The 17,780-nt window shown below is 71.5% G+C and carries 13 protein-coding genes; 11 read left to right on the forward strand and 2 right to left on the reverse strand.

From position 1 onward, the window contains the following. Positions 1-285 precede the first annotated feature (285 nt). The 5 genes from AAEP86_RS10790 to AAEP86_RS10810 all read left to right on the forward strand — a co-directional run bounded on the left by AAEP86_RS10790 (position 286) and on the right by AAEP86_RS10810 (position 6,520). Positions 286-2,709, forward strand: coding sequence for a glycosyltransferase family 2 protein (locus AAEP86_RS10790; RefSeq protein ID WP_420367336.1), 2,424 nt, complete (start codon positions 286-288; stop codon positions 2,707-2,709). Further along, positions 2,709-4,301, forward strand: coding sequence for a chitinase (locus AAEP86_RS10795; RefSeq protein ID WP_420367337.1), 1,593 nt, complete (start codon positions 2,709-2,711; stop codon positions 4,299-4,301). Before AAEP86_RS10790 ends, AAEP86_RS10795 begins: the two co-directional genes overlap by 1 nt. Positions 4,302-4,561: 260 nt before the next feature. After that, the gene (locus AAEP86_RS10800) at positions 4,562-5,041 is read left to right on the forward strand and encodes an FHA domain-containing protein (protein ID WP_420367338.1); all 480 of its coding nucleotides are present in this window, start codon (positions 4,562-4,564) and stop codon (positions 5,039-5,041) included. Continuing rightward, positions 5,041-5,745: a MerR family transcriptional regulator gene (locus AAEP86_RS10805; RefSeq protein ID WP_420367339.1), complete on the forward strand. Its 705-nt coding sequence runs from the start codon at positions 5,041-5,043 to the stop codon at positions 5,743-5,745. The genes AAEP86_RS10800 and AAEP86_RS10805 overlap by 1 nt, the downstream gene beginning before the upstream one ends. 214 nt (positions 5,746-5,959) lie before the next feature. After that, positions 5,960-6,520, forward strand: coding sequence for a MerR family transcriptional regulator (locus AAEP86_RS10810; RefSeq protein ID WP_420367340.1), 561 nt, complete (start codon positions 5,960-5,962; stop codon positions 6,518-6,520). Between the two features lie 384 nt (positions 6,521-6,904). Here AAEP86_RS10810 and AAEP86_RS10815 read toward each other — a convergent pair whose 3' ends face one another. After that, positions 6,905-7,717, reverse strand: coding sequence for a ParA family protein (locus tag AAEP86_RS10815; RefSeq protein ID WP_031262009.1), 813 nt, complete (start codon positions 7,715-7,717; stop codon positions 6,905-6,907). Positions 7,718-7,777: 60 nt separating this feature from the next. Here AAEP86_RS10815 and AAEP86_RS10820 point away from each other — a divergent pair, with 60 nt between their 5' ends. The 3 genes from AAEP86_RS10820 (at position 7,778) to AAEP86_RS10830 (ending at position 11,951) form a co-directional block, all read left to right on the forward strand. Beyond that, positions 7,778-11,188, forward strand: coding sequence for a pyruvate carboxylase (locus tag AAEP86_RS10820; RefSeq protein ID WP_420367341.1), 3,411 nt, complete (start codon positions 7,778-7,780; stop codon positions 11,186-11,188). 1 nt (position 11,189) lies between these two features. After that, positions 11,190-11,693, forward strand: coding sequence for a peptide deformylase (locus AAEP86_RS10825; protein ID WP_420367342.1), 504 nt, complete (start codon positions 11,190-11,192; stop codon positions 11,691-11,693). A gap of 126 nt (positions 11,694-11,819) precedes the next feature. Further along, on the forward strand, positions 11,820-11,951 hold the full coding sequence (locus AAEP86_RS10830; RefSeq protein ID WP_420367343.1) for a hypothetical protein: 132 nt from the start codon (positions 11,820-11,822) through the stop codon (positions 11,949-11,951). 161 nt (positions 11,952-12,112) lie between these two features. Here AAEP86_RS10830 and AAEP86_RS10835 read toward each other — a convergent pair whose 3' ends face one another. Beyond that, positions 12,113-13,957, reverse strand: a complete 1,845-nt coding sequence (locus AAEP86_RS10835) for an AMP-dependent synthetase/ligase (RefSeq protein WP_420367344.1) — start codon at positions 13,955-13,957, stop codon at positions 12,113-12,115. Positions 13,958-14,078: 121 nt separating this feature from the next. Between AAEP86_RS10835 and AAEP86_RS10840 the strand changes: the two genes are divergently transcribed. The 3 genes from AAEP86_RS10840 to AAEP86_RS10850 all read left to right on the forward strand — a co-directional run bounded on the left by AAEP86_RS10840 (position 14,079) and on the right by AAEP86_RS10850 (position 17,291). After that, positions 14,079-15,032, forward strand: a complete 954-nt coding sequence (locus tag AAEP86_RS10840) for an ROK family glucokinase (protein ID WP_420367345.1) — start codon at positions 14,079-14,081, stop codon at positions 15,030-15,032. A 60-nt stretch (positions 15,033-15,092) separates the two neighbouring features. After that, on the forward strand, positions 15,093-15,833 hold the full coding sequence (locus tag AAEP86_RS10845; protein ID WP_420367346.1) for a lysophospholipid acyltransferase family protein: 741 nt from the start codon (positions 15,093-15,095) through the stop codon (positions 15,831-15,833). A 72-nt stretch (positions 15,834-15,905) separates the two neighbouring features. Next, positions 15,906-17,291, forward strand: coding sequence for a class II 3-deoxy-7-phosphoheptulonate synthase (locus AAEP86_RS10850; RefSeq protein ID WP_420367347.1), 1,386 nt, complete (start codon positions 15,906-15,908; stop codon positions 17,289-17,291). The last annotated feature ends 489 nt before the right edge of the window (positions 17,292-17,780 follow it).

Below are 17,780 nucleotides of genomic sequence, written 5' to 3' on the forward strand. Positions count from 1 at the left end.
TCGACGGCGGACCCGTGCCGCGCCTCCCGGCCGCCGTCCGCAGGACGGAGCGTCGCTCGCGCAAGCTGAGCGGCGTGTCCCGACGGCGCCCCCGCGACCGGCAACGACACGCGCCTCCGGAGCAGCACGCAACATCGTGCGGTTTGCCGCACCAGACCCCCGGAACCCCCCGTCCGGGTGTCTGCACCGTTCCGTCTGTCCCCCTACGTTCGGACACGACCGCACGGACTCCCCGACAGTGCCCGACCCGATGGTGCGCTGGTCCGGACGGAACGAAGGACAGTCATGCCCGATCTGCATGACGGCGCTCCCACGCGCCGTCGCCAGTGGGGTTCCGAGCGACGTACCCACCCGCTCGACACCCTGCACGAACGCCCCTCCGACCGGAAGCTCGTCTCCGGCCGCGTCGCGATCATCCTGACGATCGCCTTCTGGACGGCGTACGTCGTCTACACCGTCATCCGGCAGTTCCTGGACTCCGGCGCCGAGAGCTTCCGCTTCACCACCGAGGCGCTCTCGTACCTGGTCGTGGTCACCTTCCTGACGTTCTCCGCCCTCATGCACCTGGTCGCCCGCCAGGGTGCGATGGAGCGCTTCGCCACGCACGTCCGCGTCCCGCGCGCCGAGCTCGACCGGCACTTCGCCGAGGGGCACGAGTCGCCGATGACCGTCCTCGTGCCGAGCTACGCCGAGGAACCGGACGTCGTCGCCACCACGCTGTGGTCCGCCGCACTGCAGGAGTACCCCGCGCTGCGCGTCGTGCTGCTCATCGACGATGCCCCGTTCCCCTCCGACCGCGAGACCCTCGACAAGCTCGAGCGGACCCGCGCCGTCGCGACGACCATCCAGAACCAGCTCGCGGCACCGTCGCAGCGGTTCCAGGAGGCCCTGCTCTCCGCCGAGGTCGAGGCAGCCGCCGCGCCCATGGCGAGCGTCGACGGGCTCCGCAACCTCGTCGAGCACCACCGCTGGGCCGACGCCTGGCTCCGCCGTCACGCCCGTGAGCACGACGTCCTCGACCACGTGGACCACTTCTTCCACGACCAGGTGCTCGTCGGCCTGGCGGACGAGTTCCGCCTGACCTCCGAGGCACTCGAGGCCGCGATCGTCGACGCCGTCGACGCCGGGCAGTCCTTCACCGAGGTGACGAGCGCTCGCGCCCTCGAGCTGCAGCGGCGCCTCGCGTGGACGTTCACCGCCGAGATCACCACCTTCGAGCGGAAGCGCTACGCGAACCTCTCCGACGAGGCGAACAAGGCGATGAACCTGAACGCGTACATCGGGCTCCTCGGCGGTGCGTACGCGTTCGAGGAGACCGCATCCGGCACGATCCTGCGCACCGTCACGGACCCGGAGGACGCCGACCTGGTCGTCCCCGCCTCGGACTACGTCCTGACGCTCGACGCCGACTCGGTGCTGCTGCGCGACTACTGCCTGCGCCTGGTCTACTTCCTCGAGCAGCCGGAGAACGCGAACGTCGCCGTGACCCAGACGCCGTACTCGTCGTTCCGCGGTGCGGCCACCCGCATCGAGCGGCTCGCCGGCGCAACGACCGACATCCAGCACATCCTCCACCAGGGCATGTCGCGGCACAACGCGACCTTCTGGGTCGGTGCGAACGCGGTCATCCGCACCCGGGCGCTCCGCGACATCGAGGAGGTCGAGACCGTCGGCGGCTTCGAGGTGAAGCGCTACGTGCAGGACCGCACGGTCATCGAGGACACCGAGTCGAGCGTCGACCTCGGCATGCACGGCTGGACGCTCGTGAACTACCCCGAGCGCCTGTCCTACAGCGCCACGCCGCCGGACTTCGGCTCGCTCATCGTCCAGCGTCGTCGTTGGGCCAACGGCGGTCTGCTCATCCTGCCGAAGTACATCCGCCAGGTCCGCGAGCGTCGGGCCCGCGGGGAGCGGGTCGGCATCGTCGAGATGTCCCTCCGCGTCAACTACATGGCGTCCATCGCGTGGGCCTCGTTCGGCCTGATCTTCCTGCTTGCCTACCCGTACGACTCGCGGCTGCTCAGCCCGATGGTGCTCCTCGCCGCGCTGCCCTACTTCTGGCTGCTGTCGAGCGACCTGAAGTACTGCGGCTACAAGCGCACCGACGTGTTCCGCATCTACGGCTTCAACCTCATCCTCATGCCGGTGAACGTCGCCGGTGTGCTGAAGAGCATCCAGCAGGCCCTGACGGCGAAGAAGATCCCCTTCGCCCGCACGCCGAAGGTCCGCGACCGCACCGCGTCGCCGGCGCTGTACGTCCTCGCGCCGTACGCCATGGTCGTCTTCTCGGTCTTCACCTTCGTGCGGGACTACGGCGCGCAGAACTGGGGCAACGCCGTGTTCGCGGCCTTCAACGCCGTGCTCGCGCTGTACGCGATCGTCGCCTACATCGGCGTCTGGAACTCGGTCGTCGACGTCTGGCTCTGGGCCACCAGGTGGATGTACTACGACCCGTCTGCCCGCGCGGCTCGACGCGAGGCCGCGAAGGCCGGACGCGCCGAGCGGAAGCGTGCCCGGAAGGGACTGCTGCCCGAGCCGGAGCCCGTCCTCGAGGACTGGCGCGCCGTCCTGTACTTCGGACACCGCGGCAAGGACCTGCCGGTCCGCCACGGCGCCGACGTCGTCGGGGCCGGACGCACCGCGACCGGGTCCGAGTCAGCCCGGACCACCACCACCACCGCCAGCACCGACGAACGGAGCGCCGCCTGATGGCCGCCACCAGACGACTGTCCCCGATCCGCGTCGGCATCGCCGTGGTCCTGACCGCGGCCGTCGCCGCCGGCGGCTACGTCGGGTTCGACCGCTGGCAGTCCGCGCAGGCCGCCGAGACCCAGCAGTCCTGGTTCGCCGCGTACACCGACGTCACCGCGACGCCGACCTTCGCCTTCGAGGACGTCAAGTCCGCGAAGGGCCGCGACGTCATGCTGTCCTTCGTGGTCGCCGACCACGACGAGGCCTGCACCCCGACGTGGGGCTCCTACTACTCGATGCAGGGCGCCTCCGACCAGCTCGACCTGGACCGGCGCATCGCTCGCCTGCAGCAGCAGAAGGGCGAGGTCGGCGTCTCGTTCGGCGGTCTCGCGAACGACGAGCTCGCCACGACGTGCACGAAGCGCTCGGACCTGGTGAGCGCCTACGACTCGGTCGTCGAGCGGTACGACGTCTCGACCGTCGACTTCGACGTCGAGGGCGACGACCTCACGAACCACGCCGCGGGGGAGCGCCGCGCCGCCGCCGTCAAGGCGCTGCAGGACCGGCGCCGCGCCGCCGGGCACCCGCTCGCCGTGTGGCTGACCCTGCCCGCCGCCCCGGCCGGGCTGACGAGCGACGGCACGACCGCCGTGTCGCAGTTCCTGAAGGCCGGTGTCGACCTGGCCGGTGTGAACGCCATGACGATGGACTACGGCGAGAGCAAGGGCGCGAGCCAGAGCATGTACTCCGCCTCGGTGCAGACCCTGCAGCAGGTCCAGCGGCAGCTCGGGGTGCTCTACGAGCGGGCCGGCACGCCGCTCGGCAGTGCGTCCCTGTGGCACAAGGTCGGTGCGACGCCGATGATCGGGCAGAACGACGTCCAGGACGAGGTCTTCACCCTCGCCGACGCGAAGAAGCTCAACGCGTGGGCACGGGAGCGCGGCCTCGGTCGGATGTCGATGTGGTCGCTCAACCGTGACACCACCTGCGGCTCGAACTACGTCAACCTCTCCACCGTCTCGAACTCCTGCTCGGGGATCGACCAGGACGGCGTGCTCTTCGCCGACGTCCTCGGCAAGGGCTTCACCGGTGGCATCGTCGCTGCGGCCTCCGACGTGACGAAGGCCGAGCCCTCCGCCACCGTGCAGCCGACCGACGACCCGAAGACGAGCCCGTACCCGGTGTGGGACACGGACGCCTCGTACCTCGAGGGCACCAAGGTCGTCTGGCACCGCAACGTCTACGAGGCGAAGTGGTGGACGTCCGGCGACCTGCCCGACGACCCGGTGCTGAGCGCCTACGAGACGCCGTGGCAGCTCGTCGGCCCGGTGCTGAAGGGCGAGAAGCCCGTGAAGCAGGTGACGCTGCCGAGCGGCACGTACGACGCCTGGTCCGGCACGAAGCAGTACGACACCGGCGACCGGGTCCTGTTCGACGGCGTCCCCTACCAGGCCAAGTGGTGGAACACGGGGGAGAGCCCGGAAGCCTCGACCAGCGATCCGGACGGCTCGCCCTGGGTGAAGCTCAAGGACTCCGAGATCAAGCAGATCCTCGAGGACGTCACGTCCGGCGGGTCGGCACCGACGGCCGACGCGACCCCGTCGTCCTAGGCCGCCGTCGGAGTTCGCGGCGGAGGCTCGGTGCCGGCTGGCACCGAGCCTCCCGTCGTGGTGCCGACGGGTGACGCGCCCCCGGTCGCTCCGGTCGGGTCACCGGCGGCCGAGCCGGCGGGGAACCGCCGGTGCGTCGGCACGGCGTTCACGGTACGTTCGCTGTACGCGTGCTGCGGGATCGTCCCCAGCCCCGTTCGGGGCTCCCGTTCGGTCACTCGTTTCCGATACGCTGGTGCGCCAAGAGGAGGAGGTCCACGATGCCAGAACCAGTGGTCCCGCAGCCGGGCGGTCAGAAGACCCCAGAGCAGCGGCTGGTCGACACCACACTGACCTTCAGCATGGACATGGGGGCGGCGCTCACTGCCGAGTCCGGTGTCTCCGCGGAAGAGCGCGGTGCGGTCAACGCACTGCCCTCGGGTTCCGCGTTGCTCGTGGTCCGTCGTGGTCCGAACGTCGGTGCTCGCTTCCTGCTCGACTCGGACGTCACGACGGCGGGTCGGCACCCCGACGCCGACATCTTCCTCGACGACGTCACGGTGTCGCGCAAGCACGCGCAGTTCCTCCGGCACGGCACGAGCTTCACCGTGAAGGACAACGGGTCGCTCAACGGCACGTACTTCGACGGCGCCCGCATCGACGAGGCACTGCTCACCGACGGGTCCGAGGTGCAGGTGGGCAAGTTCCGCCTGACCTTCTACGCGTCGCGGGTCGACCTGGCGCGCCTGGCGAACGCGTAGTGGCCGCACGGTCCGCCGCGGCCCGGGCGGGGACCGCGGTACCGGACCTGCTCACGATCGGGCAGGTCCTCGCTCGCCTCAAGCCCGAGTTCCCGGACCTGTCCAGTTCGAAGCTGCGCTTCCTCGAGGAGCGCGAGCTCGTCACGCCGATCCGGACCGCGAGCGGCTACCGGAAGTTCTCGGCGGCGGACCTCGAACGGCTCCGGGTGATCCTCGGCCTGCAGCGCGACCACTACCTGCCGCTCAAGGTCATCAAGGACTACCTCGCCGACCTCGACGCCGGTCGCGAGCCCGTGCTGCCCGGCGGTGGCGACGCGCCGAAGCCGTCGATCCTCGGACGGGAGCGCCGCTACACCCGCGACGAGACCGTCCGCGCCGCCGGCGCGACGCCGATGCTGCTCGCGGACGCCGTCTCCGCTTCGCTGCTGCCCGCCGCCGACACCTACGGCGAGGACGGCGTCTCCGTCCTCAAGGCCCTCGTGGAACTGCAGCGCACCGGCATCGAGCCGCGACACCTCCGGACCATGCGGAGCGTCGCCGAGCGCGAGGTCGGTCTGATCGAGTCGGCCCTCATGCCGGTCTCGCGGCGCGGCGACGCCACGTCCCGCGCGAAGGCGACCGAGCTGGCGCGCGAGATCGCCGGGCACCTCGAGGTGATCCGCTCGAACCTGATCCGGACGGCGATCGGGCGTCTCGACGCATGACGTGCCGCACCGCGGGCACTGCTCGCCGGGTCGCCGCCGGCGGTCGTCGGCCTGTCGCCGGCACCCCGTCAGGGCGTATCCTCGACACGCCGGACGCGCCGAGCCGGATGTCCCGCGCCGGAGCCGTCCGAGTCGCTACCGTGGACCCCGGAACAACTCTCAACCCGTCGTTGAACCTTCGGGTGGGAGCTCGATCGTCGTGGAAGGCATGCTCATGAGTGGCAATGAGACCCCGGGTACCGAGTCGGAGATGACGCGGTACGACCTCGGGCTGCTCTTCACGGACGGCATGCCCGAGCACGACGAGCAGAACGGCTACCGCGGCACCGTCGCCGCCCGTGCCGCCGGCATCTCGTACCGCCAGCTCGACTACTGGGCCCGCACCGAACTCGTCGAGCCCACGATCCGCGGGGCCGCCGGCTCCGGGTCGCAGCGCCTGTACGGCTTCCGCGACATTCTCGTGCTGAAGCTCGTGAAGCGACTCCTCGACACGGGCATCTCCCTCCAGCAGATCCGCACCGCCGTGAACCAGCTCCGCGAGTCGGGCGTGTCGGACCTCGCCCAGACGACGCTCATGTCGGACGGCGCCTCGGTCTACCTGTGCACGTCGGACGACGAGGTCATCGACCTGGTCTCCCGCGGGCAGGGCGTCTTCGGCATCGCCGTCGGCAAGGTCCTGCGCGAGGTCGAGTCCTCGCTCGTCGAGCTCGACGCGACGCCGGCGGCCGACCCCGACGACGAGCTCGCCGCCCGTCGCGCTTCCCGCGCGTCGTAGTCGCGCGCGGGCGCCGCGCTCGGCGAGCCGGGCGCATCGCGCCCGCACGCTCCGCCGTTCGCCCGTCGGGCGTCCGAACGTCCAGACGTCCGCCGAGATCGCACTTCCGCGCGCGAACCACGAGCGGAGCCGCGCGGAAGTGCGATCTCGACGGACGACCGACGACGGACGACGGACGACCGACGACGGACGACGGACGACGGACGACGGTGTCGGGCGCGTTGCGTCGGGCGTGCCCGGCGCCCGCGAGATCGCAGTTCGACGTGTTCGCGGGCCGAACGAGCGCGCGCAAGTGCGATCTCGGCGAAGCCGAGCGCGACGAACTCGGCCCGCTCGGCGGCGCGCCGGAGGCCGGGTCCGCCCGCGCGGGGCGCCCGCGCTGCGCTACGCGGCGCCGCCCTCGGCGTAGGGGCCGATCTTGCCCGTGCGCATGATCCGCTCGAGCAGCTGGTCGAAGTTCCGCGCCATCTCCTGCGCCGACTCGCCCGGCCACACGTGCAGGGGCTTCGCGGCACCCTGCGCCTGCTGCAGCGACGTGCGCTCGGGCAGCTGCGGCGAGAGCACGAGCGGGCCGAACATGTCGCGGAGCTCCTTGATGCGGAACTGGTGCTCGAGCGACTGCACCCGGGCACGGTTCACGATGATGCCGAGCGGCTGCAGGCGGGGGGAGAGGCCGCGGCGGATCTCCTCGATGGCGCGGAGGGCTCGGTCGGCGGCGGCCACCGAGAACAGCCCCGGTTCGGTGACGACGGTCACGCGGTCGGACGCGGCCCAGGCCGTGCGGGTGAGGGCGTTCAAGGACGGGGCGCAGTCGATGAGGACGAGCTCGTAGTCCTGCTCGACGTTGGCGAGTGCCTCTTCGAGCTTCCAGATGTCGCGGATGGAGGGGTGCGGCCCGTCGAAGTTGATCGCCGAGGGCGAGCCGACCATGACGTCGATCTTGCCCTGGGAACCCTTCGTCCAGCCGGACGGGGCGATCGCCTGGCGGACGATCTTCTCCTTCGGGTTCTCGAGCACGTCGGCGACGTTGAGGTGTCCGGAGATGTTGATGTCGAGTCCGGTCGAGACGTCCGACTGCGGGTCGAGATCCACCACCAGCGTGCGCAGTCCCTTGGCGAACGCGGCCGAAGTCAGGCCGAGCGTCACCGTCGTCTTGCCGACACCACCCTTGAGGGAGCTCACGCTGAGTACATGCACGGTGAGCAACGTTACCGCCACTAGGGTTGTCTCACCTCAACCCGGGCTGAAAGGGACCTCGTGTTCGACAAGATCCTGGTCGCCAACCGTGGCGAGATCGCGATCCGCGCCTTCCGCGCGGCGTACGAGCTCGGTGCCCGCACCGTGGCCGTCTACCCCTACGAGGACCGGAACTCGCTGCACCGGCTCAAGGCGGACGAGGCCTACCTGATCGGGGAGCGGGGCCACCCCGTCCGGGCGTACCTCGACGTCTCCGAGATCATCCGCGTCGCCCGCGAGTCGGGAGCCGACGCGATCTACCCCGGCTACGGCTTCCTGTCCGAGAACCCGGAACTCGCCGCCGCGGCCGCCGCGGCCGGCATCACGTTCATCGGTCCGGGCGAGCACGTGCTCGAGATGGCGGGCAACAAGGTCACCGCGAAGGAGCACGCGATCGCGGCCGGCGTACCGGTCCTCGCGAGCACCCCGGCGAGCCGGGACATCGAGGAGCTCCTCGCCGGCGCCGACGCGATCGGCTTCCCGGTGTTCGCCAAGGCCGTCGCCGGCGGTGGTGGTCGGGGGATGCGTCGCGTCGAGACGAAGCCCGAGCTCCGTGCGGCGCTGGAGGAGGCGATGCGCGAGGCCGACAGCGCGTTCGGCGACCCGACGATGTTCCTCGAGCAGGCCGTCATCCGTCCGCGGCACATCGAGGTGCAGATCCTCGCCGACGCCACCGGCACCGACGCGGGCACGATCCACCTGTTCGAGCGGGACTGCTCGGTGCAGCGGCGCAACCAGAAGGTCGTCGAGATCGCGCCGGCGCCGAACCTCGACCCCGCGATCGCGCGGGCACTGCACCGCGACGCCGTGGCCTTCGCCCGGTCGATCGGGTACGTCAACGCCGGCACGGTCGAGTTCCTCCTCGACACCGAGGGCGAGCGCGAGGGGCAGCACGTCTTCATCGAGATGAACCCGCGCATCCAGGTCGAGCACACCGTGACCGAGGAGGTCACCGACGTCGACCTCGTGCAGTCGCAGATGCGCATCGCCGCCGGCCAGACCCTGGCCGAGCTCGGTCTGACGCAGGACGCCGTGCAGGTGCACGGGGCCGCGCTGCAGACCCGCATCACGACCGAGGACCCGACGCAGGGGTTCCGTCCGGACACCGGACGCATCACGACGTACCGGAGCCCGGGCGGGGCGGGGGTGCGGCTCGACGGCGGCACGGTCGCCACCGGTGCGCAGATCAGCCCGCACTTCGACTCGATGCTCGCGAAGATGACCTGCCGGGGTCGCGACTTCCCGGCCGCCGTCGCCCGGGCGAAGCGTGCCCTCGCCGAGTTCCGCATCCGGGGCGTGTCGACGAACATCCCCTTCCTGCAGGCCGTCCTCGAGGACCCGGACTTCGCCCGCGGCGACGTGTCGACGAAGTTCATCGAGGAGCGCCCGCAGCTGTTCAGCGGCCACGTGTCGAAGGACCGCGGCACGAAGGTGCTCTCCTGGCTCGCCGACGTCACGGTGAACAAGCCGAACGGCGAGCGGCGTCCGCAGACCGTCGAGCCGAGCGAGAAGTTGCCGGCGCTGGACCGCACTACGCCGGTGCCGGCGGGGCAGCGGGACCTGCTGCGCGAGGTCGGACCGGCAGCCTGGGCCGAGGCGCTCCGCGCGCAGACCGCCCTCGCCGTCACCGAGACGACCATGCGCGACGCGCACCAGTCCCTGCTCGCCACCCGCGTGCGCACGAAGGACCTCGTCGCCGTGGCCCCGTTCGTCGCCCGGCTCACCCCGCAGCTGCTGAGCGTCGAGGCGTGGGGCGGCGCGACCTACGACGTCGCGCTGCGCTTCCTCGGCGAGGACCCGTGGGAGCGCCTGGTGTCGCTGCGCGAGGCGATGCCGAACATCCCGATCCAGATGCTGCTCCGCGGCCGCAACACGGTCGGCTACACGCCGTACCCGACCGAGGTCACGGACGCGTTCGTCGCCGAGGCCGCCGCGTCGGGCGTCGACGTCTTCCGCGTGTTCGACGCCCTGAACGACGTCAGTCAGCTGCGTCCCGCGCTCGAGGCCGTCCTCGCGACGGGGACCGCCGTGGCCGAGGCCGCGCTCTGCTACACCGCTGACCTGCTGGACCCGGCCGAGGAGCTCTACACGCTCGACTACTACCTCCGCCTGGCGGAGCAGATGGTCGAGGCCGGCGCGCACGTCATCGGCATCAAGGACATGGCGGGGCTCCTCCGTGCCGGGGCCGCCGAGAAGCTCGTCACCGCGCTGCGCGAGCGGTTCGACCAGCCCGTCCACGTGCACACGCACGACACGGCCGGCGGACAGCTCGCCACCCTCCTGGCCGCCTCCCGTGCCGGCGCCGACGCGGTGGACGTCGCGGCGGCCCCGATGGCGGGCACGACGAGCCAGCCGAGCATGTCGGCGCTCGTCGCCGCCCTCGCGCACACCGAGCGCGACACCGGTCTCTCGTTGACGGCCGTGGGCGACCTCGAGCCGTACTGGGAGGCCGTCCGCCGCGCCTACGCCCCGTTCGAGTCCGGCCTGCCCGGTCCGACCGGCCGCGTCTACCAGCACGAGATCCCCGGCGGCCAGCTGTCGAACCTCCGGCAGCAGGCCATCGCGCTCGGCCTGGGGGACCGGTTCGAGCAGGTCGAGGACTGGTACGCCGCGGCGAACCGGATCCTCGGGCGTCCGACCAAGGTCACGCCGTCCTCGAAGGTCGTCGGCGACCTCGCCCTCCAGCTCGCGGCCGTCGACGCGGACCCGGTCGACTTCGAGCAGAACCCGCAGAAGTACGACATCCCGGACTCCGTGGTCGGGTTCATGGCCGGCGAGCTGGGCGACCTGCCCGGCGGGTGGCCCGAGCCGTTCCGGTCGAAGGTCCTCGAGGGCCGCGACGTCCGGCTCGAGGTCACGCCCGTGCCCGATGCCGAACGCGTCCACCTGAGCGGTTCGGGCCCGGAGCGGCGCAGTGCCCTCAACCGGTTGCTGTTCCCGCAGCCGACCGAGCAGTTCGAGGCGGTGCGGGAGCAGTACGGCGACCTCTCCGTGCTCCCCACCGTCGACTACCTGTACGGCCTCCGCCCCGGCCAGGAGCACACCGTGCCGCTCGACAGGGGCGTGAACCTGTTCGTCGGGCTCGAGGCGATCGGCGAGGTCGACGAGAAGGGCATCCGCACGGTCATGGCGACGATGAACGGGCAGCTCCGTCCGGTCCCCGTCCGCGACCGGTCGGTCGAGGTCGAGACGAAGGCCGCCGAGAAGGCGGACCGGTCCGACCCGAAGCACGTGCCGGCGCCGTTCTCCGGCGTCGTCACGCTCAAGGTCGCCGTCGGTGACGTCGTCGAGGCCGGACAGGCCGTGGCGAGCATCGAGGCGATGAAGATGGAAGCGGCCATCACGGCGCCCGTGGCGGGCACCGTCGGCCGTCTCGCGATCCCGGTGACCCAGCAAGTGGACGCCGGCGACCTCCTGGTGGTGCTGCAGTAACGTGACCGTCCGTCCCATCCGCCTGTTCGGCGACCCCGTCCTCCGGTCCCCGGCCGACCCGATCCCGTCCGGTTCGCTCGGCAGTCCCGGGATCCGCGACCTCGTGCAGGACCTCCTCGACACCGTCCGCGAGCCGGGTCGTGCCGGCGTCGCCGCGCCCCAGATCGGGGTCGGCCTCCGCGCCTTCTCCTACAACGTCGACGGCGAGGTCGGCTACGTGCTCAACCCGGAGATCGTCGAGGTCTCGGGCGAGCCGGAGCTCATGGACGAGGGCTGCCTCTCCGTGCCCGGTCTGGCCTACCCGACGCGCCGCCACCCGTACGCCAAGGTCCGCGGCGTGGACGTCGACGGCGCCGAGGTCGTGGTCGACGGCACCGGGCTGATGGCCGAGGCGCTGCAGCACGAGGTCGACCACCTCGGCGGCACGGTGTACGTCATGACGCTCGACCCCGAGGTCCGGCGTCAGGCCCTCCGCGACATCCGCGAGCAGGACTGGTTCCACTGATCCGGACCCCGGCCGGGTGACACCCCTTCGCGGGATTGTCGCTCCCGCTCGAGGACGATGTACCGTGCTGCTGTCAGCCACCACCGGCACCGCCCCACCGGTACCGCCCACCTCCCAGGATCCCGCATGACCAGTCAGAACGACGAGCTCAGCTCCCACCGCACCCGCACCAACCGTCGCCCCGCCGAGGCCCCGGTCTCGACCGCCTCGGTCGCCGTCCTCGACGCCCCCGCTGCGGAGCAGCCCGCCGAGGCCTGACCACCGGCGCGCGGCGCGGCGCGGACCCGACGGCGGGTCGCGCCCCGCGCGCAGACGTGACGCACTGGAGGCCCGGCGCCGGTCCACGGGACCGGTTCCGGGCCTCCAGTACGTCACGTCCGGAGCCGCCGTCGCGACGGACGCGTCGCGAGCGTCCGCCCCTACCCGCGGCGGCGCCGGCCCTCGACGACGGGTGTCGCGGTGGTCTGCACCTTCGAGCCCGAGTAGATGTGCTCGACGTCCGCGGCGAAGTCGCGCATCACCACCGGCCGCTTGATGGTGAGCTTCGGCGTGAGGTGGCCGGACGCCTCGGTGAACTCGGTGTCCAGGATGGTGAAGGACCGGACCGACTCCGCGCGGGAGACGCGCTGGTTGGCGGCGTCGATCGCCTCCTGGACGGCGGCGTGCACGCGTTCGTCGTACGCGGCCTCGTGGGCCGACAGTGCCGGGCTGATGCCACGCGCCTCGCACCACCCGGGCAGCATCTCGCGGTCGAGCGTGACGAGGGCGGCGACGAAGGGCTTGCCCTCGCCGACGACGACCACCTGGCCGACGACCGGGTGCTCGCGGATCCCGTCCTCGAGCGGGGCCGGCGCGACGTTCTTGCCGCTCGCGGTGACGATCAGCTCCTTCGCGCGACCCGTGACCGTGAGGATGCCGTCGTCGTCGAGTCGACCGAGGTCGCCGGTGCGGAACCAGCCGTCGACGAGTGCCTTCGCCGTCGCCTCGTCGTTGCGCCAGTACCGGTCGAAGACGTCGACGCCGCGGATGAGGATCTCGCCGTCCTCGGCGATCCGGACCTCGACGCCGGGGAGTGCGCGCCCGACGCTGCCGATCCGGAGTTCGCCCGCACGGTTCACGGTCGCCGGGGCGGTCGTCTCGGTCAGTCCGTAGCCCTCGAGGATGAGGACGCCGATGGAGCGGAAGAAGTGGGACAGCCGCGGCGAGAGCGGCGCCGAACCGCTGATGGCGTAGCGGACGTCCCCGCCCATGGCGTCCCGGAGCTTCGCGTAGACCAGGCGGTCGAACAGCTTGAAGCGGAGGGCCAGCCCGAACGGGACCCGCCCCGCCGCGAGGGCCTCGGAGTGGGCGACCGCGACCCGGGCCGCCGCACGGAAGATGCCGCCCTTCCCGCCGAGGTCGGCCTTCTGCTCGGCCGAGTTGTAGATCTTCTCGAACACCCGGGGGACGGCGAGGAGGAACGACGGCTTGAAGGTCGACACCGCCCGCATGAGGTCCTTCGTGTCCGGCTCGTGCCCGACCAGGACCCCGGCCGACACGGACATCGCCGCGATGAACCGGGCGAACACGTGGGCCATCGGGATGAACAGGAGCGTCGAGGCGCCGTCGGCGACGACCTCGGGCATCGCCTCGGACGCGCCCTCGATCGTCGCGGTGAAGTTGTCGTGCCGGAGCACGCAGCCCTTCGGCCGGCCGGTGGTGCCCGAGGTGTAGATGATGGTCGCGTCGTCGTGACCGTGCACGTGGGACGTGCGGGCGTCGAGCTCGTCGTCGGTGACGTCCTCGCCGAGCCGCGTGAGGTCGTCGAGGCCGCCGCCGTCGATCGTCCAGTGCTGGCCGAGGTGCGGCAGGTCGGGAGCGATGGACGCGACGCGGCGTGCGTGGTCCTCCTGCTCCACCACGATCGCCACGGCCTCGGAGTCGGACAGGATCCACCGGACCTGGTCGGCCGAGCTCGTCTCGTAGACCGGGACCGAGACGAGGCCGGCGGTCCACACCGCGAAGTCGACGAGGGTCCACTCGAGGCGGGTGCGGGACAGGATCGCGACGTGCGCGCCGGGCTCGAGGCCGGCGGCGACGAAGCCCTTGGCGATGCCGCGGACGCGGGCGAGCGTCTCGGCCGCGGTGATCGGGGTCCAGGTGTCACCGTGCCGCTCCGCCAGGATCGGGCGGTCCGGTGTGCTCCGGGCCCGGTCGGAGAGCAGCCGCGCGGCGGAGCCGTGGTCGGGTGCGGTGATGGGGGTTGGGTGCCGCTGATCGTTCACGGTGACTCCCTTGTCGGCCGGTTCGAATCGAGGACGCCTCATCGTCGAGGCGACACCGCAAGCATAGGACGGAGCGCCGTGCGTTCCGTCTGGCTGCAGCGAACCGGTAGGCTCGATCCTCGTGCACGCCATCGGAATCGACATCGGGGGCACCAAGATCGCGGGAGCGGTCGTCACGGAACTGGGCGAGATCCTCGCCGAGGACCGGGTGGCCACGAACGCTGCGGACCCGGACGCCATGCTCGACGACGTGGTCGCGATGGTCTCGCGACTGCGCGCCGCCCACGAGGTCAGCGCGGTCGGCGTCGCCGCCCCCGGCTTCATCGACGCCTCGCAGTCGATCGTCTACTACACGCCGAACATCCGCTGGCGGAACGAGCCGCTGCGGCAGAAGCTGCAGCAGCGGATCGGCGACCTGCACATCACCGTCGACAACGACGCGAACGCCGCGGGCTGGGCGGAGTTCCGCTTCGGCGCCGGTCGGCTCGTGTCCGACATGACGATGCTCACGATCGGCACCGGCGTCGGTGGCGCGATCGTGACCGAGGACCGCCTCTTCCGCGGGGGCTTCGGCACCGGCGGCGAGATCGGACACCTGCGCATCGTCCCCAACGGCCTGCCCTGCGGCTGCGGCGCACGCGGCTGCATCGAGCAGTACGGCTCCGGCCGCGCCCTGCAGCGCATGGCGAACGACGTCGCGGACGCCGGCGGCATCGGCTCCGCCCTGGCCGACGCACGCGAAGCGAACGGCGGCCACCTCGACGGCGCGATCGTCGGTGACCTCATCCTCGCCGACGACCCGGGCGCCCTCGCGGCCCTGCGTCGGCTCGGCCGGCACCTCGGCGAGGCCTGCGCGTCCCTGTCCGCGGTGCTCGACCCGCAGCTGTTCGTGTTCGGCGGCGGCGTCGCGAGCGCGGGGGACCGGCTGCTCGAACCCATCAAGCAGGCCTACCTCGGCAACCTGCCGGCCCGCGGCTACCACCCGGAGCCGGACTTCGTCATCGCCGAGCTCGTGAACGACGCCGGTGTGGTCGGTGCGGCCGACCTCGCACGGATCCACGCCCGCACGGCGTAGGGTCGGCACGCCCACCCCGGCACCCCACCCCGGCACCTCCGTCCCGATCTGGAGTCGACGTTGACCTACTGGCTGCTGAAGAACTTCGTGCTCGGTCCGCTCATCCTCACCCTGTTCCGGCCGTGGGTGGTCGGTCGCGAGCACGTCCCCGCCAGGGGCCCGGTGATCTTCGCGTCGAACCACATCTCGTTCATCGACTCGGTGATCCTGCCCGCCGTGCTCGACCGCCGCGTGTCCTTCCTGGCGAAGAGCGACTACTTCACCGGTCGCGGGCTGAAGGGCTGGGCGACGAAGACGTTCTTCAACGCCATCGGGCAGATCCCCATCGACCGCTCCGGCGGCAAGGCGTCCGAGGCGTCGCTCCGGGCCGGTCTGCAGGTGCTCGCCCGCGGGGAGCAGCTCGGCATCTACCCGGAGGGCACCCGCAGCCCCGACGGCAAGCTCTACCGGGGCCGCACCGGCATCGCCCGGATGATCCTCGAGGGCCGCGTCACCGTCGTGCCGGTCGCGATGGTCGGCACGCGCGAGGTCCAGCAGATCGGGCAGCGCATCCCGAAGTTCAAGCGTGTCGGGGTCGTCTTCGGCAAGCCGCTCGACTTCTCGCGGTTCGCGGGGTTCGAGACCGACCGTTTCATCCTGCGCAGCGTCACCGACGAGGTCATGCACGAGCTGGCCGGCCTGAGCCGCCAGGAGTACCTCGACGTCTACGCGACGAGCGTCAAGGAGCGTGCCGGCACCGCGCGCGAGCAGGTCCTGCGCGGCAAGGTCACACGCGCCGGCCGCGCCACCTCGGCACGTTAGGATTCGAACGTCCCGGCAGTGCGCCGGGACGGCCCCCACGGCCTCACCCGACAGAACACCGAGGTAACGCCCTTGTCCGAGTCGACCGACTTCGTCGCCCTGCAGGAACCGGACGCGATCGACGGTCTCGACTATTGGCGGACCCTCCCGATCAAGCAGCAGCCCACGTGGCCCGACCCCGCGGCGGCCGAGGCGGCCTCGGCGGAGATCGCCACGCTGCCGCCGCTCGTGTTCGCGGGCGAGGTCGACAAGCTCCGTGACCGGCTCGCCGCCGCTGCCCAGGGCAAGGCCTTCCTGCTGCAGGGCGGCGACTGCGCCGAGACCTTCGCCGGGGCCACCGCGGACTCGATCCGCGACCGGGTGAAGACCATCCTGCAGATGGCGGTCGTCCTGACCTACGGCGCCTCGATGCCCGTGATCAAGATGGGCCGGATGGCGGGACAGTTCGCCAAGCCCCGGTCGAGCGACTTCGAGACCCGCGGCGACGTCACGCTGCCCGCCTACCGCGGCGACATCGTCAACGGCTACGACTTCACGCCGGAGTCCCGCCAGGCCGACCCCCGCCGGCTCGTGCAGGGCTACCACACGGCCGCGTCGACCCTGAACCTCGTCCGCGCCTTCACGCAGGGTGGCTTCGCCGACCTGCGCCAGGTGCACTCGTGGAACAAGGGCTTCGCCTCGAACCCGGCGAACGCCCGGTACGAGCACCTCGCGCAGGAGATCGACCGCGCGATCCGGTTCATGGACGCCTGCGGCGCGGACTTCGACGAGCTGAAGCACGTCGAGTTCTACGCCTCGCACGAGGGCCTGCTCATGGACTACGAGCGCCCGATGACCCGGATCGACTCCCGCTCCGGCCAGGCGTACGACACGTCCGGCCACTTCATCTGGATCGGCGAGCGGACCCGCGACCTCGACGGCGCCCACGTGGACTTCCTGTCCCGCGTGCGGAACCCGATCGGCGTGAAGCTCGGCCCGACGACCACGGTCGACGACATGAAGGCCCTCGTCGAGAAGCTCGACCCGGACCGCGAGCCCGGTCGGCTGACGTTCATCACCCGCATGGGTGCCGGCAAGATCCGCGACGAGCTGCCCAAGCTCCTCGAGGCCATCAAGGGCATGGACGCCAACCCGCTGTGGGTCACGGACCCGATGCACGGCAACGGCCTGACGACCCCGACCGGGTACAAGACCCGCCGGTTCGACGACGTCGTGGACGAGGTCCTCGGGTTCTTCGAGGCGCACCGCGAGGTCGGCACCTACCCGGGCGGCATGCACGTCGAGCTCACCGGTGACGACGTGACGGAGTGCCTGGGCGGGTCGGAGCAGATCGACGAGGCCACCCTCGCGACGCGGTACGAGTCCCTGTGCGACCCGCGGCTGAACCACATGCAGTCGCTCGAGCTCGCGTTCCTCGTCGCGGAGGAGCTCGGCGCGCACCCGTACGTGCGGGCGTAGGCCGCGGTCGCCGGGCCGGGCCGGTGCCGTCGGGTCCGGCCTGACCGTCCGTTCCGCCGAAGCGACAGGTTCCCGCGGTGACCCCGCGGGAACCTGTCGCTTCCGCGTGGGGGACGAGGGCTGTCACCCCGGGACTGTCGCTTCCGCGCGGTGGTTGCGCCCGGTGTCGGCCTGGAGGCGCGTGGCGGCGCCGCCCCGCGCCTCCAGGCCGACGGGTGGCGTCGCCCACCGCCTGCCGTCGGTCCGTCGTCGGCTCCGCACCGTGCCTCCTCCGCGAAAGCGACAGGCTGCCGCCGGAATCCGGCGGCACACTGTCGCTTCCGCGGGACGGATCCGGGCACCTGGCGTCAGGGTGTCGCTTTCGCGGGACGGAGCCGGACCCGTGGCCGCTGGGTGTCGTTTTCGCGGGACGGACCTGGGCCCCTGGCGTCAGGGTGTCGCTTTCGCGTGACGGAGCCGGGCCACTGGCAGCAGGGTGTCGCTCCGGCG

The organism is Curtobacterium sp. L1-20, assembly GCF_048755855.1.
In the GTDB taxonomy this organism is placed as follows: domain Bacteria; phylum Actinomycetota; class Actinomycetes; order Actinomycetales; family Microbacteriaceae; genus Curtobacterium.